Raw genomic sequence first — 26,133 nt, 5'->3', positions numbered from 1 at the left:
CACGGACCGGTGCGGTGCGGTACGGGAAGGGGACGCGGTCCCGCGCCCCGGGCGCGCAGTGCTCACAGCCCCAGTCTGCGCCCGCCCGTGCCGCGTCGCATCAGTGAACCCGCACGGCCCGGGCGTCACACCGATACCGCCGAACGCCTCCGCGGGCAACCCCCCGGCGGTGTGAGGACGGCCTCTCCGGCCGTGTGACCACGGCCCGCCACGGATGCCGCGTCGAAGGTGCAGGATGCGGGCACCAAGGAGGACAGACACACCAACGACGGGAGAGGCAGACGATGGCCCCAGCGGAACCAGAACCCCAGAGGATCGGCGTCCCGGCCGAATCCACTGCGGGCGAGACCAGGGTGGCGGCGACGCCCGCCACCGTGGGGAGACTTGTCGCGCTCGGGTACGACGTGGTGGTCGAACCGGGAGCGGGAGCCTCGTCCCGCTTCTCCGACGCGGCGTACGAGGAGGCCGGGGCGCGGCTCGGCGACCCGTGGGCGGCCGAGATCGTTTTGAAGGTCAACGCCCCCTCGACCGAGGAGATCGGCAGGCTCCGCGACGGCTCCACGCTGATCGCGCTGATCAGCCCCGCCCTCAACCCGGAGCTGGTCGAGGAACTGGCCCGGCGGCCGATCACCGTGCTGGCCATGGACGCCGTGCCGCGCATCTCGCGCGCCCAGTCTCTGGACGTGCTCAGCTCGATGGCGAACATCGCCGGTTACCGGGCCGTGGTCGAGGCGGCGCACGCCTTCGGCCGGTTCTTCACCGGGCAGGTGACCGCCGCCGGCAAGGTGCCGCCCGCCAAGGTGCTGGTGGCCGGGGCCGGCGTGGCCGGGCTGGCGGCGATCGGCGCGGCCCGCAGCCTCGGCGCCGTGGTCCGCGCCACCGACCCCCGGCCGGAGGTCGCCGAGCAGGTCCGCTCCCTCGGCGGCGAGTTCCTCACGGTCTCCGCCGAGCAGGAGGTCAGTGCCGACGGCTACGCCAAGGCCACCTCCGAGGACTACAACCGGCTCGCCGCGCAGCTCTACGCCGAACAGGCCGCCGACGTCGACATCGTCATCACCACCGCGCTCATCCCGGGCCGCCCGGCGCCGCGGCTGATCACCGCCGAGCACGTGGCCCGCATGAAGCCCGGCAGCGTCATCGTCGACATGGCCGCGGCCCAGGGCGGCAACGTCGAGGGCACGGTCCCCGGCAAGGCCGTCGTCACCGACAACGACGTGACGATCATCGGCTACACCGACCTGCCCGGCCGGCTCCCCGCCCAGGCCTCGCAGCTGTACGGCACCAACATCGTCAACCTGATGAAGCTGCTCACGCCCGGCAAGGACGGCCGGCTCGTCCTCGACTTCGACGACGTGGTGCAGCGCTCGATCACCGTGGTCCGCGCGGGCGAGAAGACCTGGCCGCCGCCCCCGGTGCAGGTGTCCGCCGCACCGGCTCCCGCCGCCGCGAAGGAAGCCGCGGCGCCCGCCCCCGGGGCGGCGGCGAAGCCCGCCCGGCCCGCGTGGGCCTCCTACGCCCTCGTCGCCGCCGGGGCGCTCGCGCTGTTCCTCGTGACGGCCTTCTCCCCGAGCGAACTCCTCGGCCACTTCACCGTGTTCGTCCTGGCGATCGTCATCGGCTTCTACGTCATCGGCAACGTGCACCACGCGCTGCACACCCCGCTGATGTCGGTCACCAACGCCATCTCCGGGATCGTCGTGGTCGGCGCGCTGCTCCAGATCGGGCAGGGGGACACCGCCGTCACCGTGCTGTCGTTCGCCGCGATCCTGCTGGCGAGCATCAACATCTTCGGCGGATTCGCCGTGACCCGCCGCATGCTCGGCATGTTCTCGAAGGGCTGATCAGGGATGACCACAGACACGGCCGCCCAGGCCGCCTACGTCGTCGCGGCGCTGCTGTTCATCCTCAGCCTCGCCGGGCTCTCCCAGCACCGGACCTCGCGTTCGGGAGTCGTCTGGGGCATCGCGGGCATGGCCGTCGCGCTCGCCGCGACCGTCGGTCTCGCCTCGCGCAGCATCACGGCCACCGGGCTGGTGCTGATCGTCGTCGCCACGGCGGTCGGCGCGGGCATCGGCCTGTGGCGGGCCCGGGTCGTCGAGATGACCGGCATGCCCGAGCTGATCGCCATCATGCACAGCCTGGTCGGCCTCGCCGCCACGTTCGTCGGCTGGAACGGCTACCTCGACGTCGACCCCGAGCTGTCCGGCTCGCTGCTCGGCATCCACCACGCCGAGGTGTTCATCGGCGTGTTCATCGGCGCCGTCACCTTCACCGGCTCGGTCGTCGCCTACCTGAAGCTCTCGGCGCGCATCGCCTCCAACCCGCTGACCCTGCCGGGCAAGCACGTGCTGAACATCGGCGCCCTGGCCGCCTTCGTGGGGCTGACCATCGCGTTCGTGGCCCGTCCGAACATGGGCCTGCTCATCGCGGTCACCGTGATCGCCCTGGCGCTCGGCGCGCACCTGGTCGCCTCCATCGGCGGCGGTGACATGCCGGTGGTCGTCTCCATGCTGAACAGCTACTCGGGCTGGGCGGCGGCCGCCTCGGGCTTCCTGCTCGCCAACAACCTGCTCATCGTCACCGGCGCGCTGGTCGGCTCCTCCGGTGCCTACCTGTCGTACATCATGTGCAAGGCGATGAACCGGTCCTTCCTCTCGGTGATCGCCGGCGGCTTCGGCACCCCGGCCGCGGCGGGGGACGAGGGCGAGCACGGCGAGCACCGGGAGATCAGCGCCGAGGAGACCGCGGAGCTGCTGCGCGACGCCTCCTCGGTGATCATCACCCCGGGCTACGGCATGGCCGTCGCCCAGGCGCAGTACCCGGTCGCCGAGCTGGCGCGCAAGCTGCGCGAGCGGGGCGTCGAGGTGCGCTTCGGCATCCACCCGGTCGCGGGCCGCCTGCCCGGGCACATGAACGTGCTGCTCGCCGAGGCGAACGTGCCGTACGACATCGTCCTGGAGATGGACGAGATCAACGACGACTTCGCCGCCACCTCGGTCGTCCTGGTCATCGGCGCCAACGACACGGTCAACCCGGCCGCCACCGACAACCCGTCGAGCCCCATCGCGGGCATGCCGGTGCTGCACGTGTGGGAGGCGGCGAACGTGGTCGTCTTCAAGCGGTCCATGGCCGCCGGGTACGCGGGCGTACAGAACCCGCTGTTCTTCCGCGAGAACACCCAGATGCTCTTCGGCGACGCCAAGCAGCGCGTGGAGGACATCCTGCGCGGCCTGGACGCCCTGGACACACCGGTCCGGGAGATGGCGGGCTCGTCCCGCTGAACCACCGGGCGGAAACGCGGGAGGGCCGGCTCGACACCGTCGAGCCGGCCCTCCCGCGTCCCGGACGGGTCCCGCCGTGCGGTCAGTCCGTGCCGGACTCCATCGCCGCGCGGTCCAGCCAGGCGTCCTCCTCCGAGACCTCGCCCCGGGAGGCGATGGCCTCGGCGCCGCCCTGCGGCAGCTCCGGCATGGTGCCGATCAGCCCGGTCGCGGCGGCCTGGGAGGCGCCGACGGTGGGGCTGCCGGTGCCGATCAGGCCGATGCCGGCGTACTGCTCCAGCTTGGCGCGCGAGTCGGCGATGTCCAGGTTGCGCATGGTGAGCTGGCCGATCCGGTCCACCGGGCCGAAGGCGGAGTCCTCGGTGCGCTCCATGGACAGCTTGTCCGGGTGGTAGCTGAACGCGGGGCCGGTGGTGTCGAGGATCGAGTAGTCCTCGCCGCGCCGCAGCCGCAGCGTCACCTCGCCGGTGACGGCCGCGCCGACCCAGCGCTGCAGCGACTCGCGGATCATCAGCGCCTGCGGGTCCAGCCAGCGGCCCTCGTACATCAGCCGGCCGAGCCGCCGGCCCTCGGTGTGGTACTGGGCGAGGGTGTCCTCGTTGTGGATCGCGTTGACCAGCCGCTCGTACGCGGCGTGCAGCAGGGCCATGCCCGGGGCCTCGTAGATGCCGCGGCTCTTGGCCTCGATGATGCGGTTCTCGATCTGGTCGGACATGCCCAGGCCGTGCCGGCCGCCGATGGCGTTGGCCTCCATGACCAGGTCGACGGCGGAGGCGAACTCCTTGCCGTTGATCGACACCGGGCGGCCCTGGTCGAAGCCGATCGTCACGTCCTCGGTGGCGATCTCGACCTCGGGGTCCCAGAACTTCACGCCCATGATCGGCTCGACGGTCTCGATGCCGGTGTCCAGGTGCTCCAGGGTCTTGGCCTCGTGGGTGGCGCCCCAGATGTTGGCGTCGGTGGAGTACGCCTTCTCCGTGCTGTCGCGGTAGGGCAGGCCGTGGGCGAGCAGCCACTCCGACATCTCCTTGCGGCCGCCCAGCTCGGTCACGAACGCCGCGTCCAGCCAGGGCTTGTAGATCCGCAGGTGCGGGTTGGCGAGCAGGCCGTAGCGGTAGAACCGCTCGATGTCGTTGCCCTTGAAGGTCGAGCCGTCACCCCAGATCTGGACGTCGTCCTCCAGCATCGCCCGGACCAGGAGCGTGCCGGTGACGGCACGGCCCAGCGGGGTGGTGTTGAAGTACGCCCGCCCGCCCGAGCGGATGTGGAACGCGCCACAGGTGAGCGCGGCCAGGCCCTCCTCGACCAGTGCGGCCCGGCAGTCGACCAGACGCGCGATCTCGGCCCCGTAGGTCTGGGCACGGCCGGGCACCGAGGCGATGTCGGGCTCGTCGTACTGGCCGATGTCGGCGGTGTAGGTGCACGGGACGGCGCCCTTGTCGCGCATCCACGCGACCGCGACGGACGTGTCGAGACCGCCCGAGAAGGCGATGCCGACGCGCTCGCCGGCGGGCAGGGAGGTGAGGACCTTGGACATAGAAAGAGTATGTCTCACTTTGCATATTCATGCAAGCTGGGTATGCGAAGTTCCCGTACCCGCCGGTCAGGACTCAGGAATGCGCCGTTCCGGAACCGCCGAGCGCGCCCAGGATCCGCTCGGCCGCCAGCGTCGGAGTCAGCTCGCCCTCCCGGACCTGCCGCTCCAGGACCGGCGCCAGGGACCGCACCGCCGGGTCGGCGTGGAGGCGGCCGAGGAGTTCGTCGCGGACCATGCTCCAGGTCCAGTCGACCTGCTGGTCGCGGCGCTTGGCGGTGAGCCGGCCCGTGGAGTCCAGCAGCGTGCGGTGCTGCTCCAGGCGCTCCCACACCGCGTCCAGGCCGGTCGACTCGCGGGCGCTGCAGTGCAGCACGGGAGGCGTCCAGAACGCGTCCTTGCCGTGCATCAGCCGCAGCGCGCCCGCCAGTTCCCGCGCTGCCGCCCGGGCGTCGCGCTCGTGCGGTCCGTCCGCCTTGTTGACGGCGATCACGTCGGCCAGCTCCAGCACGCCCTTCTTGATGCCCTGGAGCTGGTCGCCGGTGCGGGCGAGGGTGAGCAGCAGGAAGGAGTCGACCATGTTCGCCACGGCCGTCTCCGACTGGCCGACGCCGACCGTCTCGACGAGGACCACGTCGTAGCCGGCCGCCTCCATCACGACGATCGACTCGCGGGTGGCCTTGGCCACCCCGCCGAGCGTGCCCGCGGTGGGGGAGGGGCGCACGAACGCCGCCGGATCCACGGCCAGGCGTTCCATGCGGGTCTTGTCGCCCAGGATGGAGCCGCCCGTGCGGCTGGAGGACGGGTCGACGGCCAGGACCGCCACCCGGTGCCCGAGCGAGGTCAGCAGCGTGCCGAACGCGTCGATGAACGTCGACTTGCCCACCCCGGGCACCCCGCTGATCCCGATGCGCCGGGCCCGGCCGCTGTGCGGCAGCAGCGCCGTCAGCAACTCCTGGGCCAGCGCGCGGTGTTGCGGCCGGGTCGACTCGACGAGCGTGATCGCGCGGGCGACGATCGCCCGCTTGCCGTCGAGCACGCCCTTCACATACGCCTCGACATCGGTCACAGGTCGTGCCCGAGGTCGTCCGACAGCCGCTTCACCAGGTCGTACGCCGCGTCCGGGATCACCGTCCCGGGCGGGAAGACGGCCGCCGCTCCCATCTCCAGCAGCGTCGGCACGTCCTGCGGCGGGATCACGCCGCCGACCACGACCATGATGTCCTCCCGGCCCTCCTCGGCCAGCGCCTCGCGCAGCGCCGGGACGAGGGTGAGGTGACCGGCCGCCAGCGACGAGACGCCGACGATGTGCACGTCCGCCTCGACCGCCTGCCGGGCCACCTCGGCCGGCGTCTGGAACAGCGGGCCGACGTCCACGTCGAAACCGAGGTCGGCGAAGGCGGTGGCGATCACCTTCTGGCCGCGGTCGTGGCCGTCCTGGCCCATCTTGGCCACCAGGATGCGCGGGCGGCGGCCCTCGGCCTCCTCGAAGGCGGACACCAGGGTGCGGGTGCGGTCCACGCCCGGGGACTCTCCCGTCTCGTTGCGGTACACACCGGTGATCGTACGGATCTGGCTCGCGTGCCGGCCGTACACCTTCTCCAGGGCGTCGGAGATCTCCCCGACCGTGGCCTTGGCGCGGGCCGCGTGCACGGCCAGCTCCAGCAGGTTGCCCTCGCCCGCGGCGGCGCGGGTCAGCGCGTCCAGCGCGTCCCGGCAGGCCGTCTCGTCCCGCTCCGCGCGCAGCCGCCTGAGCTTCTCGATCTGCTGGGCCCGCACGGAGGAGTTGTCGACCTTCAGGACCTCGATCTGCTCGTCGGTCTCCACCCGGTACTTGTTGACGCCGATGACCGGCTGGCGGCCCGAGTCGATCCGGGCCTGGGTGCGGGCCGCGGCCTCCTCGATGCGCAGCTTCGGGATGCCCGCGTCGATGGCCTTGGCCATGCCGCCCGCGGCCTCGACCTCCTGGATGTGCTGCCAGGCCCGCCGCGCCAGGTCGTACGTCAGCTTCTCCACGTACGCGCTGCCGCCCCACGGGTCGATGACCCGGGTCGTGCCGGACTCCTGCTGGAGCAGCAGCTGGGTGTTGCGGGCGATGCGCGCCGAGAAGTCGGTCGGCAGGGCGAGCGCCTCGTCCAGGGCGTTGGTGTGCAGCGACTGGGTGTGGCCCTGCGTGGCCGCCATCGCCTCGACGCAGGTGCGCGTGACGTTGTTGAACACGTCCTGTGCGGTCAGCGACCAGCCGGAGGTCTGCGAATGGGTGCGCAGGGACAGGGACTTGGCGTTCTGCGGGTCGAACTGCTTCACCAGCTTCGCCCACAGCAGGCGCGCCGCCCGCAGCTTGGCGACCTCCATGAAGAAGTTCATGCCGATCGCCCAGAAGAACGACAGCCGGGGCGCGAACGCGTCCACGTCCAGGCCCGCTTCACGGCCCGCCCGGATGTACTCCACACCGTCCGCGAGCGTGTACGCCAGCTCCAGGTCGGCCGTCGCACCGGCCTCCTGGATGTGGTAGCCGGAGATGGAGATGGAGTTGTAGCGCGGCATCCGCTGCGAGGTGAAGGCGAAGATGTCGGAGATGATCCGCATCGACGGCTTCGGCGGATAGATGTAGGTGTTGCGGACCATGAACTCCTTGAGGATGTCGTTCTGGATGGTCCCCGCCAGCTTCTCCGGCGGCACGCCCTGCTCCTCGGCGGCGACGATGTACAGCGCCAGCACGGGCAGCACCGCGCCGTTCATCGTCATCGACACCGTCATCCTGTCCAGCGGAATGCCGTCGAACAACTGCCGCATGTCGAGGATCGAGTCGATGGCCACGCCCGCCATGCCGACGTCACCCGTCACGCGCGGGTGGTCGCTGTCGTACCCGCGGTGCGTGGGCAGGTCGAAGGCGACCGACAGGCCCTTCTGCCCGGCCGCGAGGTTGCGCCGGTAGAAGGCGTTGGACTCCTCGGCGGTGGAGAAACCGGCGTACTGGCGGATCGTCCAGGGCTGGTTGACGTACATCGTCGGGTACGGGCCGCGCAGGTACGGCGCCGCCCCCGGGTACGTCTCCAGGAAGTCCAGGCCCTCCAGGTCACGGCCCGTGTACAGCGGCTTGACCGTGATGCCCTCGGGGGTCTCCCACAGCAGGTCGTCCCCGCCGGAGGCGTTCTTCAGCGCCGCGCGCCACTCGTCGGGGCTGCCGTCGGCGGCCGGGGTGCCCAGCTCGATCCCGGAGAAGTCGGGGATGCCATGGGGGGCGGTCATCGGGCAACTCCCATGCGGTCGAGGGTCGCGGACAGCACGGCCACGGCGTCGCAGCCCGCGAAGACGTAGTCGTCGACACCCGGGTACTCCCCGGGCCGTCCGGCGAGAAACACGTGAGAGGCGCCCGCCGCCTTCAGCTCCGCGGCCCGGTCCGCCGCCTGCTCCGCGTACAGGGCGTCACTGGAGCACAGCACGGCCTCGCTCGCGCCGCTGTCCGCGAACGCGCCCTCGGCGACCGGCTCGATGCCGCCCGCCTGGAAGAGGTTCGAGGCGAAGGTGAGGCGCGCGGTGTGCGCGGCGGCCGGGCCGAGCGCGGCGAGGTAGATCTGCGGCCGGGAACCGGTCGCCGCCAGGTGCGCGTCCGAGCGGGCCCGCAGCGCCTCGAAGGCCTCGTCGCGGCGCACCCGCGGCAGCCCGCCGGACGGCTGCTCGGGGGCGGGCTCGCGCACCACCGGCTTCTCCGCCAGGAACGGGAACTCGCTGACGCCGGTGACGGGTTCGCGCCGCTTGGCCAGCTTCGCGCTCCGGGCCCGCCAGGTCTCGGCGAGGTCCCGCTCGACGTCCCCGGACCGCAGGGCGGCCGCCATGCCGCCGAGCCGCTCGATCCGCTGGAAGAACTCCCAGCCCGCGTGGGCGAGTTCGTCCGTGAGCCGCTCCACGTACCAGGAGCCGCCCGCCGGGTCGATCACCCGGGCCAGGTGCGACTCCTCGATGAGGATCGTCGAGGTGTTGCGGGCGATGCGGCGCGCGAACGCGTCCGGCAGACCGAGGGCGTGGTCGAAGGGCAGCACGGTCACCGCGTCGGCCCCGCCCGCGCCCGCGGCCAGCGTGGCGATGGTGGTGCGCAGCATGTTCACCCACGGGTCGCGGCGCGTCATCATCACCGGCGAGGTGACGACGTGCTGCGCCTGCGCCCCGGCGCGCGGCGCCCCGCACACCTCGGCCACCCGCGCCCACAGCCGGCGCGCCGCCCGCAGCTTGGCGATGGTGAGGAACTGGTCGGCGGTCGCCGCGTACCTGAACTCCAGCTGTCCACAGGCCTGTTCGGCACTCAGCCCGGCCCCGGTCAGCTTCCGCAGGTACGCGACCGCCGTGGCCAGGGAGGCGCCCAGCTCCTGCGCGGCCGAACCGCCGGCCTCGTGGTACGGCAGCGCGTCCACGGTCAGCGCCCGCAGCCCCGGGTAGCGCTCGGCGCACAGCCGCGCGAGGTCCGCCGCCGGGGCGGGGTCCTGCGCCCGGCCGGTACGGGCCTCGTCCCCGAGCGGGTCCGCGCCCAGATTGCCGCGCGCGGCCTGTCGGGCCACGCCCCGCTCCTCGTACAGCCGCAGCAACTCCCGCGCGGCGGCCCCGGCGTCGGGCCCGGCGTCCAGCACGACCGGGGCGAGATCGAGGTACACGCCGTCGAGGACCCGGCCGAGCTCCGCCACCGGGATGCGGCCCTCGCCCACGGTGAGCCACAGGGAGGTGACGCCGTTCTCCAGGTCCGCGAGCACCGCCTCGTGATCGGCCGTGGTGTGCCGCTGCCGTACGTCCCAGCCGCCGACCGTGTTCCCCCCGGCGCGGCCGCCGCGCACAAAGGGCGCGAAGCCCGGCAGGCCCGGCTCGGGTGAGGCGTCGCGCGCGGTGTAGAGGGGCCGGGTGCGCAACCCGTCCTCCAGCGCGGTGGAGAGGGCTTCCTCGGCCTCGGCGCCCTCGACGTCCTTGCCCGATTTGCGCAGCACACCCGCCACTAGGCGCTGCCACTGCTCATGGGGCACGTCAGGGAACTCGCCGGCCAGCTCAAGCCCGTCGTCAGGCAGGACCGTCATGCTCGGATGCTAGGACACGAGCGCGAAGGAGCAGCAGAGGGCGTGGCTGTGACCTTTCCCTCGCTCAGAGTGTGACCCCGCTCTCCGGGGCCGGTGCCGTCCCGCGCGGCGCGGGTACCCGGCGTACGGCGGAGGCGGGCACCAGGCGCCCGGCCTCGCGCAGACGTCAAGGAGGTGTGGGATGCGACTGCGGGATCGCGTGGTGGTGGTGACCGGGGCGTCCAGCGGGATCGGACGCGCCACGGCGGAGGCGTTCGCCCGCAAGGGCTGCGCCGTGGTGCTGGCGGCGGGCGCGAGGAGGCGCTGCGGGCGGCGGCCGAGGAGTGCGCGAGGCACCGGGGGGCGCGGACGCTGGTCGTGCCGACCGACGTGAGCGACGTCAAGGCGGTCGAGGACCTGGCGCGGCGCACGGTGGAGGAGTTCGGCCGGATCGACGTCTGGGTCAACAACGCGGCGGTCAACGCCTTCGGCCGCTTCGAGGACGTGCCGCTGGAGGACTTCCGCAGGGTCCTGGACGTCAATGTCATGGGGTGTGTGCACGGCGCGCGTGCGGCGCTGCCGGTGATGCGGGAACAGGGCTCGGGCACCCTGATCAACATCTCGTCCATCGTGGGCGCCGTCGCCCAGCCCTACAGCCACCCCTACGGCATGTCCAAGCACGCCGTCAGGGCTCTCGGCTCCGGCCTGCGGCAGCAGCTGCGCGTGGAAGGGGTCAAGGGCGTCGACGTGTGCACGGTGCTGCCGGCGACCATCGACACGCCGCACTTCCAGCAGGCGGCCAACTACACCGGGCACAAGGTCGTGGCCATGCCGCCGGTGTACACGCCCGAGCGCGTCGCCGACGCCGTCGTGGGGCTCGTCCGCCGTCCGCGCCGCGAGGTCGTGGTGGGCCCGGCCGGCCGCGCGCTGGTCCGCCAGGCCCGGATGGCACCCGCGCTCGCGGAGCGGGCCATGGCCCGGCAGACGGACAAGGGCCACCTGGACCACGACGAGGACGCTCCGGCCACGCACGGCGCGCTGCACGTGCCGGCGCCCGGCGAGGGCGCGGTGCACGGCGGCTGGGGCGGGCGGCGGCGCACCGCGCTGCGCAGGGCCGCCCTGGTGACCGCGCTGGCGGGCGCGGCCGTGACCGCGGGGCGGCGGATGGCCCGCGCCTGACGGGCACACGTCGATGGCCCGCCCCTCGGGGCGGGCCATCGGGCTTTCCGCGTCTGCCGCGTCCGGTCTGCCGCCTACGGCACCGGCACCGGCGCCGGCACCCGGACCGAGTCGATGACGAAGCCGCTGCGCACCCGGGCCGGCATCCGGTTCAGCGGGATCCGCAGGTCCTGTTCGGGAACCTCGTACTCCAGCCGGGCCAGCCGGGGCGCGAGGGATGCCAGCAGGGCGACCGTGATGTCCTCGCCGGGGCAGCGGTGGCCGGTGGCGCGATCACCGCCGCCCTGGGGGATCAGCTCGTCCCGGGCGGGCGGATGCCCCAGGAAGCGCTCCGGCTGGAAGGTGTACGGCTCCTCCCAGATGTCCGGGTCGTGGTTCTGCCCGTACAGGTCCAGCAGGACCATCGCGCCGGCCGGGACCGGCTCGCCGTGCCAGTCCAGATCGGTGACGGCCCGGCCGCCGACGAACGGGGCGAAGGGGTAGAAGCGCCGCAGCTCGTGCGCGAACGCCACGGCGTAGGCCCCGTCGTCGGCGCGCAGGCGTTCCCGGACGTCCGGGCGGCGCATCGCGTGACCGGCGTAGGACACGAACCAGCACACGGCGACCGTCGGCCGGATCACGTTCAGCAGTTCGACCGCCGCGGTGCGCGGGTCGAGCAGCCGGCCGTCGGAGTCCCGGTGCCGGACCACCGCCTCCAGCACCGACCCGTCCGGCGCGCCCGCGGTCCCCGCCCGTACCTCCTCGACCAGCCGCCCCAGCCGCGCCTCGCCGCGGGACCGGGCGCGGCGGGCCCGCCAGTGGCGCGGTCCCGCCGTGGCGAAACCGTCGACCATGGCGACCAGGTCCCGCGCCACCGCGTCCGCGTCGTCCAGCGGGATCCCGGCCCACCGGCACACGCCCCGGGTGAGGATCCGGCTCGCCTCGTCGAACAGCACGACCCGGCGCCCGGGCCACGACGCGACGGTCTCGTCCCACACCGCGGCGACCTCGTCCACGACTCCGGCGACCGCCTTCGGACCGGTGAGCAGGGACAGGAACATCTCCTTGCGGCCGCGGTGCTGCGGGCCGTCCAGCGTGTGCACCGCCCCGTGCCCGAACAGGGTGCTCAGCACCGGGCCGGGCAGCGCGGAGCCGCGCTCCACGTGCCGCTCGTCGTAGAAGAACCGCACCGCGTCGGTGCCGTACAGGGCGACGGCGTGCTGTCCCATCAGGCGCGTGCGCACGAGGGGGGCCGTGGTGCGGCGCCTGCGGTCGGGCAGCCAGGTGTACCCCTTGGCCAGCAGGGCGAGCGAGCTGTCCAGGAGCGGTGCGCGACGACTTTCATCCATGGCGCGGCGAGTGCCCGCCGCCCCCGTCCGGAAACGCGGCCCGGCCGCGGGCGATTGCGCCCCGGAACGGGGGTACTCGCCGCGCACCGGGGCGTTCACCGTGACGCGCCCCCGCGTCGGAAGGTCACCGTCATGAGCACACGCACCCAGCCGACGAGAGCGGCCCGCACCCCCGTCCAGCAGGCGGCGCTGCTGGTCGGAGCGGTGTTCCTGCTGGTCGGCATCCTGGGCTTCATCCCCGGGATCACCACGGACTACGACACCATGAAGTTCGCCTCCCACGACTCCAGGGCCGAACTGCTCGGGATCTTCCAGATCTCGATCCTGCACAACCTCGTCCACCTGGCGTTCGGCCTCGCGGGCCTGGCCCTGTCGCGCACCGCCTCGGGCGCCCGCACCTACCTCCTGGCCGGCGGCGCCATCTACCTCGTGCTGTGGCTGTACGGCCTGATCATCGGCCACGACAGCGACGCCAACTTCGTCCCGCTGAACACCGCCGACGACTGGCTGCACTTCGTCCTCGGCATCGGCATGATCGCCCTGGGTGCCCTGCTCACCCGTCGCCCCGGCGCCTCCCGGAGGACGTGACCGCCGATGGCTCACACGAAGACCCTGTGGACGGCCGCCGCCGGACTCGCCGCCGGTGCCGTCATCGCCTGGCAGCGCAAGGCGGCGGACCCCGCCGCCGCCTCCGCCGCCGGCGAGCGCTGGCTGGCCGTGACGATCAACGTCGACCCCGGCGAGCTCCAGCCCGAGAAGCTGCCCCCGCCGCTGGCCGAGTACGGCGACCGCATCGAGACGCGCATCGGCCCGGCCCCCGGTGACCGCGGCACCGAACTCGCCGTGCGGCTGAGGGAACCGCAGCCGCACGGCGCGCACTCCCTGCCCGCCCGGCTCGCCGGTGAGGACCCGCGCCAGGACCTGCGCCGCGCCCTGCGCGACGCCAAGTCGCTGCTGGAGGCCGGCGAGGTCCTCGAACCGGACGCGCCTTCCACCACGCACGACACGCCGGGCGGAAAACTCGTCGGCCTGCTCGGCCGCCGCGCCGGCGGGGAGGGAGTGCTGTGAAGGCCCTGTGCTGGGAAGGCGTCAACAAGCTCTCCGTCGAGCAGGTGCCCGACCCCGAGCTGCGCAACGACCAGGACGTGATCGTCCGGCTCGTCGCGGGCACCACCTGCGGCTCCGACCTGCACCTCATCGGCGGGTACATCCCCTTCATGCGGTCCGGGGACGTCATCGGCCACGAGTTCGTCGGCGAGGTCGTCGAGGTCGGCTCCGCCGTGCGCAAGCACCAGGTGGGCGACCGGGTGGTGGTCTGCTCCTTCGTCGGCTGCGGCCGCTGCTGGTACTGCACCCACGACCTGTGGTCCCTGTGCGACAACACCAACACCAATCCCGGCATCGGGCAGGCCCTGTTCGGCGCCGACACCGGCGGCATCTTCGGCTACTCGCACGCCATGGGCGGGCTGCGCGGCAGCCACGCCGAGTACGTGCGCGTGCCCTTCGCCGACCACGGGGCGTTCACCGTCCCGGAGGGCGTCGACGACACCAGCGCCCTGTTCGTCTCCGACTCGGTGCCCACGGGCTGGATGGGCGCCGACCTCGGCGGCGTCAAGCCGGGCGACGTGGTCGCCGTGTGGGGCTGCGGGGCCGTCGGCCAGATGGCGGCCCGTGCCGCCATCCTGCTGGGCGCGGAACGCGTGATCTCCATCGACCGCATCCCCGAGCGGCTGGCCATGACCGAGCGCCACATCGGCAGCGAGGTCATCGACTACACCGCCACCGACGTCGGCGCCGAACTGCGCGAACGCACCGGCGGCCGCGGCCCCGACGTGTGCATCGAGGCCGTCGGCATGGAGGCCCACAGCGACAGCCCCGTCCACCTCTACGACCAGGTCAAACAGCAGCTGCGCCTGCAGACCGACCGCCCCACCGCCGTGCGGCAGGCCATCCACGCCTGCCGCAAGGGCGGCACCGTCTTCGTCCTCGGCGTCTTCGCCGGCGCCGTCGACAAGTTCCCCCTGGGCGCGGTGATCAACAAGGGCCTGACCGTCCGGGGCGCCCAGCAGCACGGCCAGCGCTACATCCCGATGCTCCTGGACCGGCTGGCGGCCGGGGAGCTGAGCACCGCCCACCTCGCGACCCACAGCGTCCCCCTGGAGGAGGCGCCGCGGGCCTACGAGATGTTCAAGGACAAGAGCGACGGCTGCGTCCGCGCGGTCATCCGGCCGGGCGGCTGAGGTGGGCCACCACCGCACACTGCCCCGTTTGCCGTACAAACCGGTGGAAACCCGGCGGGGCATGAGTGCGACGCGACGCCGCCTGCTGCGGCAGAACCGGGTCCTGTGGCTGCTGGACCGCCTGGAGCGCGAGCCCCGGGCCGACGCGGTGATCGACACGCTCCGCAAGGGCGTGCGGGCCCTGCCGCTGGGACGCGGCCGGGACCTGCTGCACGGCCGGTGGCTGGGGCATCCGGTCCACCCGCTGATGGTGCAGCTGCCGATCGGCAGCTGGATGTCCGCGGCGGTGCTCGACCTGCGGCCCGGCCGCTCCCGCGAGTCGCGGCTGCTGATCGGGGTCGGCCTGGCCGCCGCCGCTCCCGCGGCCCTCGCGGGGTGGACCGACTGGGCGGAACTGCACCGCCAGCAGCAGCGCGTCGGCCTGGTCCACGCCCTGTCCAACACGGCCGCCGTCGGCCTCTACGCCGCCTCGCTCGCCTGCCGCGTCAAGGGCCGCGAGGGGCCGGGCCGGGCCTACGGCTTCCTCGGGCTGACGGCCGTCGGCATCGGCGGCCTGCTGGGCGGCCACCTGGCCTACCGGCAGGCGTCCGGCGCCAACCACGCCGAGGAGGTCCCGCACGTCGTCTCCGAGGGCTGGCACGAGGTCGGCACGGTGGACGAGTTCCCCGCCGGACGCCCGGTGCGCCGGGTGGTCGACGACGTGCCGGTCCTGGTGGTCCGGGAGACCGGCGGGCAGATCCACGCCCTCGCCGAGCGGTGCAGCCACCTCGCGGGACCGCTCGCCGAGGGCACCGTCGAGGACGGCTGTGTCCGGTGCCCGTGGCACGGCAGCGTCTTCCGGCTCTCCGACGGCTGGAACGTGCGCGGCCCGGCCACCGCGCCGCAGCCCTCCTTCGAGACCCGGACCACCGGCGGACGGGTCGAGGTGCGCCTGCGCCACCAGAACGGGGGACGACCCGCGGAACAGCAGCGAGAACGGGCCGGACAACTGAGCGGAAGCGGAACGGGAACGGATGCCACACATGAACACGACGGCCGTGGCTGACAGCCGTCCGGTACGACGGCTGCGCGGCCTGCTGCGGCGCGCCGGACGGGACTACTCGGCGGGACACGACCGGCCGCTGGGCGGATACGTCGCGGCCATGACCGGCTTCGCCGTCTTCACCACGGCCTGGGCCACGGCGGTCCGGGTACGGGGCCGCCCGGTGCCCGACCGCCCCGAGCCGTGGGACGTCGTCCTGACCTCGGTGGCCACCTTCCGGCTCAGCCGGCTGCTCAGCAAGGCGTCGGTGACCAGCCCGCTGCGCGCGCCCTTCACGCGGTACGTCGGGCCGCAGGGCCCGGCCGAGCTGCACGAGGAGGCCCAGCCCGAGCAGGGCAGGCACACCGTCGGCGAGCTCGCCACCTGCCCGTTCTGCATGAGCGTCTGGGTGGCCTCGGCGCTGACCGCCGGGCAGCTGCTGTGGCCGCGCGCGACCCGTACCGCCATGGGCACGCTCACCGCCCTGGCCGGGGCGGACACGCTGCAACTGGCGTACAGCGCGCTCATGGAGAAGACGACCGGCGACTGAGGACGGGCGACCGGCGACGGAAAGGGCCGTCACGACCGGGGGCGGCGCGTGACCCGGCCCGGGAAACGGGTACTCGCCGCGGCATGATCAAGCAGGCACTGTGGCAAGGACTGGTCGCCGGTACCGTCGGCGGCGCCGTGATGACCCTCGGCGAGAAGCTGGAGCAGGCCGTCACGGGCCGGCCGGACTCCCATGTGCCGGCCCGTGTCCTGCAGCGGCTGGCCGGCCTGCCCGAGCGGCCGGGCGGCCAGCCGCTCACGGTCAACTGGGCCATGCACTTCGGCCAGGCGGCCCTCCTCGGCGTGCTGCGCTCGGTCATGGCCCAGGCCGGGCTGCGCGGACCGGTCGCCTCCGCCAAGTTCACCGTCGTCCGCCTGACGAACGACCAGATCCTGGAGAACGCGACCGGGGTGGGCGCCCCGCCCGAGACCTGGCCGCGCCGGGAACTCGTGGTGGACGTCCTGCACAAGGCCGTCTACGCGTTCGTCACCGGCGCCGTCGCCGACGCCCTGGCCGTCCGGGGCGGCCCCGGCCCCGGACAGCGGCACGCCGCCCTGCGCCCCGGCCGCCACACGGACGTGGGACCCCTGCCCCGCGGGGACGCCCCCGGGCGATGACCCGCCGGATCACAGCGGGGCCGCTTACCGGTGGTGACCCACCGGCCCACCACAGGGCCGCCGCTCCTGGGCGGGCCCCTCAAGGCTCACCACAGGGCCGCTCCTCGGCGGCGGACCGCCGGCTCACCGTCGCTTGCGCACCACCACGGCGACCGCGCCGGCGACCAGCAGCCCGATCAGACCGGACAGGATCCTCCTGCCCCACGGGCCGGACACGCCCAGCCCCAGCCCGTCGCGGAGCCGGTCGTAGAGGCTGAGCGGCACGCCCAGGACCGCGTTGCCCGGCGGACGCCGCGGCACCACCGGGTGCGGATGGGTCGGCGCGGTCCTGCGCACCGTCTCCCACGCCGCACCGAGCCGCCGCAGCCGGCCGGCGCCCAGCGCCTCCTGCAGCCGGGGCAGGACGAGGTCCTCCTCGTCCCGGATGTCCTGCCGGATCAGGGCGAAGACATGCACCACCTTCTCCTCGCGCTCCGCCGTTCCCGGCTCCAGGCGCTCGATGCCGGTGACCAGGTCGTTGATCTCCTGGTGCTCCTCCTCGACCCGGGAGGTCAGCTCGTCCCCGTCCGCGACCGCACGCCGCACGGCCGGCCACAGCACGGTCTCCTCGGCGAAGGCGTGGCTGAACACCAGCTGGACGAGCTCCTTCAGCACCCGCTCCCGCTCCGCGCCGTCCTGCAGTGCCTGGTACCGGTCCATCAGCCGGTCCATCTCCGCGTGGTCACGGCGCTGCCGGGCCAGGACGCTGCCCTCGCCCCCCAGCTGCTGGACGGTCTGCTCCTCGATGGTCCTGGACATGCACCGCTCCTTCCCGCCACCGGCGACGGGCCGGCGTCCGCCGCGGCACCCGGCGGCACCGCACAGGGCGGCGGGTACCCCCTTTCCCACACAACCCCTCCCGTCACCCGGCCGGCGGAACCCGCCCGTCCGGGGGGACGCGAGCGGTGGCCGGACCCCCGCCCGGTCGGAAGACTGCGAGGACGAACCCCTGCTCGTCGGCCCCGGCGGGGCCCGGCCGGCGTGCGAGTGCCCTCCCCCCACTCAGGAGACCGTCCGTGACCTTCAACCCACTGGAGCAGCGGGGCATCCCGCTGGACCGCCAGGTACGCAACTGGCGCGAGCTGAACGTGCAGCCCATCGACCCCGACCGCTGCGACCCGTACACCCGCTGCCGGATCATCACCATGAACGGCATCGAGGTGGAGGCGATCCTCTTCAGCCACCAGCTCGCCCGCAACACCGTCGACCCGGAGGTCAAGCGGCAGCTCGCGCAGACCCGCTACATCGAGGCCCAGCAGCAGAAGGCCGTCAACTGGCTGCTGCCCGGCGTCTCCTCCGTGCTGGAGACGACCATCGCCTACGAGCAGGTCGCGGTGGACCTGACCGCCTGGGTGGCCCGGATGGAGCCCGACCCCTACCTGAAGCAGGCGTACCAGTTCGGGGTGCTGGAGGACTTCGACCACCTGTACCGGTACGCCAACCTCTACGAGATGATCGAGCACCGCAAGGCGGAGTCGATCGTCGACAACCTCACCGAGGTGATGCCGGGCCGGCCCACCAAGTACCACCACCGCCACCCCGCCGACAACGTCCGCGACCCGTACGCCAAGGAGCAGACGAACCCGCTGTCGAAGCTGCACGCCCTGACGATCATGTCGGCGGAGCAGCAGACCATGAACTTCTACATGAACACCGGCCCCACCTACATGGAGCCGATCGCCCGTCAGCTCTACCAGGAGATCGGCCTGATCGAGGAGGAGCACGTCACCCACTACGAGTCCCTGGTCGACCCGGGCGAGACGTGGTGGGAGCAGCTCGTCAACCACGAGTACAACGAGTGCTACCTGTACTACTCGTTCATGGAGCAGGAGAGCGACCCCAAGGTCAAGGCGATCTGGGAGCTGCACCTGAACATGGAGCTGGAGCACCTGCACACCGCCTGCGACCTGATGCGCCGCCACGACGGCCGGGAGCCGCAGGAGGTGCTGGCGCCGGAGCTGCCGAACGTGCTCACGTTCGAGCCGAACAAGCAGTACCTGCGCGAGCTGCTGGAGACCCAGATGGACCTGACCACGCTGGGCGCCGGCTACGTGCGCGAGGCGCACGAGCGGTTCGAGAAGCTGCAGGAGCAGATCCACGGCGGCGAGGAGCCGCCGAGCGAGCGCGTCATGGCCGAGCACGCCGGGATGTTCGGGCGCGAGTACCGGGTGCAGTCGGAGGGCGAGCACCCCGACCCCGCGATGCGCGAGAAGTGAGGAAACCGGTCATGACGGATCTGCACACCCCCCAGGCGGGCGACGACCAGGCGCGCGACACCGACGTCGTCGCGCTGCTCATGCGCCAGCACGGCGACATCCGCAACCTCTTCGACGAGGTGGAGGCCAGTGAGGGCGACGAACGCCGGGACGCCTTCCGGCGTCTGGTGCGGCTGCTGGCCGTGCACGAGACCGCCGAGGAGGAGGTCGTCCACCCCTTCGCCCGCCGGTCGCTGCCGGGCGGCGAACAGGTCGTGGAGGACCGGCTCGCCGAGGAGCGCGCCGCCAAGGAGACCCTCGCGGCCCTGGACGACATGGACACCGACGACCCGGAGTTCCTGCCGCGGCTGCGGGCGCTGCGCACGGACGTGCAGGAGCACGCCCGGGCGGAGGAGCGCTACGAGTTCACCCACATCCGCCGCAGCACCGACGCCTCCGGCCTCGCCTCCATGGCCAGGGCCGTGAAGGCCGCCGAGGCCATGGCCCCCACCCGCCCGCACCCGGGCGTCGAGTCCGGCGCGGCCAACATGGCCCTCGGACCCGTCGCCGCGCTCATGGACCGCACCAAGGACGCGGTCCGCAAGGCCATGGGCAAGGACTGACACGCCCCGCCCGGCGCCCGCGCCGCCCCCGCCCGCGCCGCCCACCGCCCGCGCCGGGCGGCGCGGGCGCCCCCGCGCGCCCGGGCCCGGGCGCGCGGGGGCGCCCGACCGGGCCGCACCGCGAGGGCTGATGTCAGTGGGTGGGGGAACAATGGGGGTAAGTGAGGGAGGGACGATGTCCATGCCAGACGAAGGCTCCGACCTGCGCTTACCCGCACCCGGTGGATGCCGTTGGTGCGGGGTGGACGAGCGTGAACACATGCAGCGCTGGAAGCCGCCGGTGGGCTGGCACAAGTGGGAACCGCCGACACCGCAGCAACGCAAGGAGCGGATGCTCGCCCGCCGCCGGCGTGCCGCCGGGTCCTTATCCTCGGGCCCCTCCGGCACCCCTACTCGGCTAGCTTCCTGACCTCCGCGAACACCTGCCGCAGCTGCCCCGGGACCTGTTCGGCGTCCTTCAGCGCCAGGGCGAACCGGTACATCATGTCCGGTTTCCCTCCCGGGCCCACGTCACTGCCGGTCTGCAGCATCTCCTCCACCGCCGCGCTGAACTTCTTCTCGTTCCGCAGCCGGGCGAAGTCCCCCGGTGCCCAGCTTCCCGTGTTCCTGGGCCACACCTCGTTCGCGACGGCAGCCCAGAGATCGTCGTCGAACAGCGCTTCGAGTTCGGCCACGTCGTCCCCTCCGGCACCGTCGGTCTCGCCGATGAACTTCACGTGGTCCGCGACGTTCGGCCCGAAGTGCTCCCTGAGCTTGTGCTCCTTGAAGATGCTCTTGGGGAGGGTCCGGCTGTCGGCGTCCACGACCAGCAGGAAGGTGCGCCCGTGTCTGATCAGGTAGCGGGCGAGGTGCAGCGCTCCCTCGTTGTTGAAGCAGGCCCACAGCGCCACGCCGGCCGCCTGCAACGACAGCCCTTCGCACAGGCGGAACAGGAGGGGAAAGGCCCGTTGCTCGGTGTCCCCCTCCACCGCGAGGAAGCAACGCTCGTGCAGGAGCACCGAGTTGCGCAGCCCCAGAGCCGACGCGATCTTGCCGAGGTGCAGGTCGATGGCCTCGCCGACCTCATCCGCCCCGATGCGTTCGGCGACGGTACGCAGGTTGTCCAGCTTGAGGTGGACGACGTCGGAGATGTCGACGCCGTCGATCAGGTTCATGGAGTGGGTGGCCACCATGACGCTGACGTGCGGAATCGCGGCCTGCTTGCGGATCAGCCCCATCACCTTGCGCTGATGGTGGTAGTCGAGGTGCGTGTCCGGCTCGTCGTAGACGACGATCGTCTGCACCGCCGGCGGCTCGGCTTCGTCGTCCGGCTTGCCGGGCACGGACGCGCCGCCCGCATCGGCCTCCTCGTCCGCCAGGAGCTCACTGGTCCACTCCCACACGGCGAGCGAGACCCGCCGGTTGCTGCCCAGACCCGAACGGTCCAGACCCACCGACGCGCCCTTGACCCGGCTGATCCGCAGCGGAGCGCCGTTGAATCCCCGCTGAAACGACACGTCGGGTTCGACGAACACCTCGGTGAGGTCGGGGCAGCGTTCCTTGATGTGGTCGCACAGCGACTTGGCGTCGATGCGCAGCCGCTCCTTCACCTCGTCCTCGACCGCCGACAGCTTGCCCTGCAGGGCGGCGTCGGCCATGTGGGCCTGGAACTTCCCGCTGAGCGCCGTCTTCACCGCTTCGTCGGGCCGGGCCGCCTTCCCGTCGAAGACCAGGACCCTCGGCATGCGCCGCTGCAGGCCGGACGGTGCGGACAGCCAGCCCTGCCTGTCGGAGTGCCGGCGGCCGTAATCCCTCAGACACTTCTCGAAATCGGCCTTCCTCGGCCTGGGGGCGTCCGGCCTGACGCCTAACTCCGCCGCCAATTCCCTCAGTTCCGGCAGCAGGTACTGGGAAAGGTCCGTCAGCCGGTCATCCCTCGGCAGGGAGCTCCAGATCTCCAGTGACGCGTTCAGGCCGGCGTCCACCCTGCGTCGCAGGCGCACCTGCGACGGCAGGTCGAATTCCTTCTGCTCCCAGGGGTCCAGGGTGAACTCGCCGCAGACCACGGTCTCGGTGCATCGTCCGAGGGATTCCGCTCCGTCGGAGTCGGTGCAGCGCGTGTAACTGCGGTCGTCGTCGGCCATGCCGTGGTTACCGACGAGAAGGCCGAGCGCGTCCAGGAGCGCACTCTTGCCGCCGTCATTGTGTCCGGCCAGGATGGTCGGCTTGCTGACCGGGATGTCGTGGACGTCCTGGAGCGAACGGAAGCCGTTCACCGAGAAGTTCTTGAGATACACCGCTGGTCGACCGCTCCACACCCTTGTGCTGCCCCCGTGCCGACAGCGTCGATAGACGCCGGCGACCTGCACGGCGGCACCAGGCGTCTCGGAGGCCCCATCCTAGGACTTCCGTCGCTCCCCGTGTGGGGGCTCCGGCCCGATCCCGCCGCCCGGCCCGCCGCCTCGTTCGCCGGGGTGCGATCGGGCGAACGCCAGTGCCACCCAGGGGAGGGGGAGTTCGACCGCAGACTGGCCGAACCTGACAAATGTCGACCGTTGTTGCCCGTATTGCTCCGTGTATCCACAGTGCCGCCCATGTGTTCTAGGCTGCATGCCCACGCGGCACGTGCCCGAACGGGAGCTTCGGCCGCGTCCGCCGCCAGCCGAAGCCGAAAGTGAACTCCGTGCAGCGCATATCCGTCGTCTCCTCCCACCTGGCGTCCGTCGGCTACGAGCCGGATTCGGGAACGCTCGAAGTGCAGTTCCGCAACGGGTCGGTCTACCAGTACGCGGGCGTACCGGCCGGTGTGCACAGCGGATTGATGAACGCGGCGAGCAAAGGCGGATACCTGCACGCCTTCGTGAAGAAGGCGGGCTATCCAGTGGTGCGCGTCGCATGACGGGCGGGAGACGGACCGGGAGGGCGGGAAAGACGTGACCGAACAGCCGGTGTTCGTGCTGGGCGAGGACCTGCAAGCCCTGGAGCCCGCCGGATTCGAGTCCGAGGCCGATTTCCAGGAACTCCTGGCGCGTCATCCCCGGATGCTGGATTTCGGGACCCTGGCCGACGGCCGGCCGCTGCGGCTGGTGCTGGTGGCCCGGGAGATGGAGGTGCCGACGAGCCCGGAGAGCGGGGCGGCGTACTGGCTCGATCACCTCTTCGTCGACGCCGACGGCGTGCCGACCCTGGTGGAGGTCAAGCGGGCCACCGACACCAGGATCCGGCGTGAGGTCGTCGGGCAGATGCTGGACTACGCGGCCAACGCCGCCCGTTACTGGCCCGCGGCGCTCCTGCAGCGCTCGTTCGAGGACACCTGCGTCCGGGACGGACGGTCGCTGGAGGAGGCCTACGCGGAACTCCTCGGCGACCGTGCGGCCGAGGACTTCTGGGCGGTGGTGGAGGAGCGGCTGGCGGCCGGGCAGATGCGGCTGCTGTTCGTCGCCGACCGGATTCCGCTGGAGCTGCGGGCGATCGTCGAGTTCCTCAACCGGCAGATGCGCCAGACCGATGTGTACGCGGTCGAGCTGGCCCAGTACCGCAACGGCGGAGACCTCCGTGTCCTCGTGCCGCGCGTCCACGGGGAGGTGGCCACAGCGGCGAAGTCCGCCTCCGGCCGTCGCTCCGTGCGGCGGACCACGCGGCAGGACATGGACGCCGTGATCCGGTCACGGCCCGATCCGCAGGTGCGGCGTGTCGCCACCACGCTGCTCGATCACGCGGCGGCGCACGGGCGACCGGAGGGCGGGACCGCCAAGTACCGGAGCATGTCCGGCTACTACGTGGTCTCCGGGCGGCAGGTCCCGGTCTGGAGCCTGTCCCTGCAGGACCCGCCGGCACGGGACGACCTCTCCTTCGCCTTCGGCTCGATCACGTACCACCTCGGCCGGGACAGAGCGGCGGCCTTCGCGGGCTGGCTGCCGCCCGTTCCCGAACTGGCGGCGCGGCTGGAGTCGTTGCCGGCGAAGGACTACAACGCCTGGCCGTCCGTCTCGCTGGCCGCCCTCGCCGCCGAGCCCGGCGCCCTGGAAGGCGTCCTGTCCGCGATCCAGCGCCTCCTGGGAGGTCCCGAGTCCTCCGTCTGACCGGCCCGGGCGCGGGGACGGCCCCCGCGCCCCGCAGTCGCGGACAGAACCTGTCCGCAAGCGCCGGTACCGTCGCCTCATGACGAACACCCAGCGGAGCGTCACCCGAACGGCACCCCTCCTCGGGACCCGGGCCCTCAACCGCGCCACCCTCGACCGGCAGCTGCTCCTGCGGCCCGCCCGGATGTCCGCCGCCGGCGCCGTCGAGCGCCTGGTCGGTCTGCAGGCGCAGAACGTCAGGCCCCCGTACTACGCGCTCGCCGCCCGGCTCGACGGATTCGCGCCGGAGGACCTGTCGCGGCCGATGGCCGACCGCGAGGTCGTCCGCATCGTCACCCTGCGCTCCACCCTCCACACCCACACCGCCGCCGACTGCCTCGCCCTGCGGCCGCTGACCCAGCCCGCGATGGACCGGGAGCTGGCCAACTTCCGCAAGGGCCTGACCGGCGTCGACCTGGACCGGCTCGACCGACTGGCCCGAGACCTCGTCGAAGCCGAGCCGCGCACCATGAAGCAGCTGCGCGAGGCCCTGGTCCAGCAGTGGCCCGACGCCGACCCGCAGGCCCTGGCCGTCGCCGCCCGGTGCCGCCTGCCACTGGTGCAGGTCACCCCGCGCGGCCTGTGGGGCAGGAGCGGACAGGTCAGCCTCACCACCGCCGAACAGTGGCTCGGCCGCCCCGCCGGAGAGCCCGCCACACCCGACGCGGTCGTCCTGCGCTACCTCGCCGCCTTCGGCCCGGCCTCCGTGCGGGACATGCAGACCTGGGCCGGACTGACCCGCCTGGGCGAGGCCTTCGAGCGCCTCCGCCCGCGGCTGGTGACCTTCCGGGACGACAAGGGCACCGAACTCTTCGACCTGCCGGACGCCCCGCGCCCCGACCCGGACACCCCGGCCCCGCCGCGCTTCCTGCCCGAGTTCGACAACCTGCTGCTCTCGCACGCCGACCGCACCCGCGTCGTCCCGGCCGAGCACCGCGGCCGCAGCTGGCAGGGCAACATCGCCTACTGCACGCTCCTCGTCGACGGCTTCCTCGCGGGCCTGTGGCGGCTGGAGAAGGACGCGCTGGTCATCGAGCCGTTCGAGCGGCTCGGCCCGGCCCGGCGCGAGGAGGTCACCGCCGAGGCGGAGCGGATACTGCGGATCATGCATCCGGACACGCCGTACGACATCCGCTTCGGCACCGTGCGCAAGTGAACGCGCCGCTGCGGGGCGCGCGAACGCGCCGGCGCCGCACGCGAGGCCGGTTTCCCCGGTCCGTACGGCGCGGCGCGCGCCCCGGCCCCTCAGTCCGCCCGGCCCGTCACCGCCACCGACACGCCGAGGCCGATCATCGTGCAGCCGCCGGCCCCGCCGATCAGGGACAGCCGGCGGTCCGACCGGGCGAACCAGGTGCGGGCCGCCGACGCGGTCAGGCCCCACAGCGTGTCCGTGACCAGGCCGATGGAGATCGGCACCAGGCCCAGCACCAGCATCTGCACGGGCACGTGACCCGCCGCGTGGTCCACGAACTGCGGCAGCACGGCGGCGAAGAACACCACACCCTTGGGGTTGGTGACGCCGACGAGGACCCCGTCCAGCAGCGTCCGCAGATCGCCGCGGGCCGGACCCGCCGGACGCGCGCCGATCCCGGACGCCCGCAGGTCGCCCCGGTGCCGGAACGCCTGCACCCCGAGGAAGACGAGGTACGCGGCACCCGCCAGCTTCACCGCCAGGTACACCGTCACCGACTTCTCGACCAGCGAGCCGACGCCGACGGCCACCGCCACGACGAGCAGGTAGGAGCCGACGACATTGCCGAGGGCCGTCGCCACGGCACTGCGCCGCCCGTGCGCGAGGGCCCGTCCGATGACGAACAGCACGCTGGGGCCGGGGATCACGATGACCAGCAGCGACATCACGGCGAAGGCGAGGAGACGGTCGGCGGCGACCACGGGCATCACTCCCATCCGCCCCCCATTGAAGCAGCCCGTACCCGGGGCCGTACGTGGAGAGGGGGCGTTGCGGGCCGCTCGTGGAGGCCCGCAACGCCCCCTGGTCTTTCACCCGGGGGTTGCCCGGGACTAGCGGGTCACGAGTTGACCTGCCTCGTGACCACGTTGGAGAAGGTCGTCAGCCGAACGGGTACGCGGTCGTCGTGGTCGTGGTGCCGCCGGCGATCGGCTGGGGCGCGGCCACGGCCGTGGTGGCGGCGGCAGCGGTGGCCGCGGCGACGGCGACGGCCTTCCTGGCGGCGTTGAGCCCGAACATGGGTCTCCTTGGGGAGTTGCCGGTGGGGGGTTGCGCGGGCGGGGTGGAGCACGGGGACCCTGACGCCGTTGTGCGGATCTCCGTGTGCCCGGCGAGCGGCACGCCCCAAAGCTAGGGCTCGGCGGCGAGGGCCCCCAATGAGGGAACCCCCTAGCGGAGTTGGGCAGGGAAAACCCTC

At 72.6% G+C, this 26,133-nt stretch carries 22 protein-coding genes and 1 pseudogene; 14 read left to right on the top strand and 9 right to left on the bottom strand.

Annotated elements, in window-relative coordinates; all coding sequences use genetic code 11:
- Positions 1-284: 284 nt before the first annotated feature.
- Both AC07DA_RS08865 and pntB read left to right on the top strand, forming a co-directional pair.
- Positions 285-1,841 (top strand): Re/Si-specific NAD(P)(+) transhydrogenase subunit alpha, encoded by a 1,557-nt coding sequence (locus AC07DA_RS08865; RefSeq protein WP_479125918.1) that lies wholly within the window; start codon positions 285-287, stop codon positions 1,839-1,841.
- 6 nt (positions 1,842-1,847) lie between these two features.
- Positions 1,848-3,281, top strand: a complete 1,434-nt coding sequence (pntB, locus tag AC07DA_RS08860; protein ID WP_479125916.1) for a Re/Si-specific NAD(P)(+) transhydrogenase subunit beta — start codon at positions 1,848-1,850, stop codon at positions 3,279-3,281.
- 82 nt (positions 3,282-3,363) lie between these two features.
- On the opposite strand, the gene argG is transcribed toward pntB, so the two are convergent.
- From argG to AC07DA_RS08840, 4 genes are all read right to left on the bottom strand, one after another.
- Positions 3,364-4,818, bottom strand: coding sequence for an argininosuccinate synthase (gene argG / locus AC07DA_RS08855; RefSeq protein ID WP_479125914.1), 1,455 nt, complete (start codon positions 4,816-4,818; stop codon positions 3,364-3,366).
- Positions 4,819-4,891: 73 nt separating this feature from the next.
- Positions 4,892-5,884 carry a methylmalonyl Co-A mutase-associated GTPase MeaB gene (meaB, locus tag AC07DA_RS08850; protein WP_479125913.1) on the bottom strand — a complete coding sequence of 331 codons (993 nt, stop codon included), beginning with the start codon at positions 5,882-5,884 and terminating at the stop codon, positions 4,892-4,894.
- Positions 5,881-8,067, bottom strand: a complete 2,187-nt coding sequence (scpA, locus tag AC07DA_RS08845; RefSeq protein ID WP_479125912.1) for a methylmalonyl-CoA mutase — start codon at positions 8,065-8,067, stop codon at positions 5,881-5,883. The genes meaB and scpA overlap by 4 nt, the downstream gene beginning before the upstream one ends.
- The gene (locus tag AC07DA_RS08840; RefSeq protein WP_479125910.1) at positions 8,064-9,875 is read right to left on the bottom strand and encodes a methylmalonyl-CoA mutase family protein; all 1,812 of its coding nucleotides are present in this window, start codon (positions 9,873-9,875) and stop codon (positions 8,064-8,066) included. Before AC07DA_RS08840 ends, scpA begins: the two co-directional genes overlap by 4 nt.
- A 181-nt stretch (positions 9,876-10,056) precedes the next feature.
- Between AC07DA_RS08840 and AC07DA_RS08835 the strand changes: the two are divergent.
- Positions 10,057-11,033, top strand: a pseudogene (locus AC07DA_RS08835) (SDR family oxidoreductase).
- Positions 11,034-11,107: 74 nt separating this feature from the next.
- Here the strand turns inward: AC07DA_RS08835 and AC07DA_RS08830 are convergent.
- On the bottom strand, positions 11,108-12,361 hold the full coding sequence (locus AC07DA_RS08830; RefSeq protein ID WP_479125908.1) for a cytochrome P450: 1,254 nt from the start codon (positions 12,359-12,361) through the stop codon (positions 11,108-11,110).
- Between the two features lie 132 nt (positions 12,362-12,493).
- Between AC07DA_RS08830 and AC07DA_RS08825 the strand changes: the two genes are divergently transcribed.
- From AC07DA_RS08825 to AC07DA_RS08800, 6 genes are all read left to right on the top strand, one after another.
- A complete protein-coding gene (locus AC07DA_RS08825) occupies positions 12,494-12,949 on the top strand; it encodes a DUF4383 domain-containing protein (RefSeq protein ID WP_479125906.1) in 456 nt (151 codons plus the stop codon).
- A gap of 6 nt (positions 12,950-12,955) precedes the next feature.
- Positions 12,956-13,429, top strand: a complete 474-nt coding sequence (locus tag AC07DA_RS08820) for a hypothetical protein (RefSeq protein ID WP_479125904.1) — start codon at positions 12,956-12,958, stop codon at positions 13,427-13,429.
- Positions 13,426-14,601: a zinc-dependent alcohol dehydrogenase gene (locus tag AC07DA_RS08815; protein WP_479125902.1), complete on the top strand. Its 1,176-nt coding sequence runs from the start codon at positions 13,426-13,428 to the stop codon at positions 14,599-14,601. Before AC07DA_RS08820 ends, AC07DA_RS08815 begins: the two co-directional genes overlap by 4 nt.
- 61 nt (positions 14,602-14,662) lie before the next feature.
- Positions 14,663-15,646, top strand: a complete 984-nt coding sequence (locus AC07DA_RS08810) for a Rieske (2Fe-2S) protein (RefSeq protein WP_479125900.1) — start codon at positions 14,663-14,665, stop codon at positions 15,644-15,646.
- On the top strand, positions 15,624-16,172 hold the full coding sequence (locus AC07DA_RS08805; protein WP_479125898.1) for a DUF1360 domain-containing protein: 549 nt from the start codon (positions 15,624-15,626) through the stop codon (positions 16,170-16,172). The genes AC07DA_RS08810 and AC07DA_RS08805 overlap by 23 nt, the downstream gene beginning before the upstream one ends.
- 83 nt (positions 16,173-16,255) lie before the next feature.
- The gene (locus tag AC07DA_RS08800) at positions 16,256-16,789 is read left to right on the top strand and encodes a hypothetical protein (protein ID WP_479125897.1); all 534 of its coding nucleotides are present in this window, start codon (positions 16,256-16,258) and stop codon (positions 16,787-16,789) included.
- Positions 16,790-16,912: 123 nt separating this feature from the next.
- On the opposite strand, the gene AC07DA_RS08795 is transcribed toward AC07DA_RS08800, so the two are convergent.
- Positions 16,913-17,587 carry a hemerythrin domain-containing protein gene (locus AC07DA_RS08795; protein ID WP_479125896.1) on the bottom strand — a complete coding sequence of 225 codons (675 nt, stop codon included), beginning with the start codon at positions 17,585-17,587 and terminating at the stop codon, positions 16,913-16,915.
- Between the two features lie 257 nt (positions 17,588-17,844).
- Between AC07DA_RS08795 and AC07DA_RS08790 the strand changes: the two genes are divergently transcribed.
- Positions 17,845-19,044 (top strand): hypothetical protein, encoded by a 1,200-nt coding sequence (locus AC07DA_RS08790; protein ID WP_479125894.1) that lies wholly within the window; start codon positions 17,845-17,847, stop codon positions 19,042-19,044.
- 11 nt (positions 19,045-19,055) lie between these two features.
- Positions 19,056-19,646 (top strand): hemerythrin domain-containing protein, encoded by a 591-nt coding sequence (locus tag AC07DA_RS08785; RefSeq protein ID WP_479125892.1) that lies wholly within the window; start codon positions 19,056-19,058, stop codon positions 19,644-19,646.
- Positions 19,647-20,035: 389 nt separating this feature from the next.
- On the opposite strand, the gene AC07DA_RS08780 is transcribed toward AC07DA_RS08785, so the two are convergent.
- Positions 20,036-21,922: an ATP-dependent nuclease gene (locus AC07DA_RS08780; RefSeq protein ID WP_479125891.1), complete on the bottom strand. Its 1,887-nt coding sequence runs from the start codon at positions 21,920-21,922 to the stop codon at positions 20,036-20,038.
- 386 nt (positions 21,923-22,308) lie between these two features.
- Here AC07DA_RS08780 and AC07DA_RS08775 point away from each other — a divergent pair, with 386 nt between their 5' ends.
- The 3 genes from AC07DA_RS08775 to AC07DA_RS08765 all read left to right on the top strand — a co-directional run bounded on the left by AC07DA_RS08775 (position 22,309) and on the right by AC07DA_RS08765 (position 24,902).
- On the top strand, positions 22,309-22,524 hold the full coding sequence (locus tag AC07DA_RS08775; protein WP_479125890.1) for a KTSC domain-containing protein: 216 nt from the start codon (positions 22,309-22,311) through the stop codon (positions 22,522-22,524).
- Between the two features lie 34 nt (positions 22,525-22,558).
- Positions 22,559-23,707, top strand: a complete 1,149-nt coding sequence (locus AC07DA_RS08770) for a hypothetical protein (protein ID WP_479125888.1) — start codon at positions 22,559-22,561, stop codon at positions 23,705-23,707.
- 79 nt (positions 23,708-23,786) lie between these two features.
- A complete protein-coding gene (locus AC07DA_RS08765) occupies positions 23,787-24,902 on the top strand; it encodes a winged helix DNA-binding domain-containing protein (RefSeq protein ID WP_479125887.1) in 1,116 nt (371 codons plus the stop codon).
- Between the two features lie 89 nt (positions 24,903-24,991).
- Here the strand turns inward: AC07DA_RS08765 and AC07DA_RS08760 are convergent, their stop codons facing one another.
- Positions 24,992-25,654: a LysE family translocator gene (locus AC07DA_RS08760; RefSeq protein WP_479125885.1), complete on the bottom strand. Its 663-nt coding sequence runs from the start codon at positions 25,652-25,654 to the stop codon at positions 24,992-24,994.
- Between the two features lie 163 nt (positions 25,655-25,817).
- Positions 25,818-25,955, bottom strand: a complete 138-nt coding sequence (locus tag AC07DA_RS08755) for a hypothetical protein (protein ID WP_479125883.1) — start codon at positions 25,953-25,955, stop codon at positions 25,818-25,820.
- Between the last annotated feature and the right edge of the window lie 178 nt (positions 25,956-26,133).

Source organism: Streptomyces sp. NPDC044921, assembly GCF_056432865.1.
The sequence above is the reverse complement of the archived record's forward strand: the minus strand, read 5'-3'. Positions and strand labels throughout refer to the sequence as shown.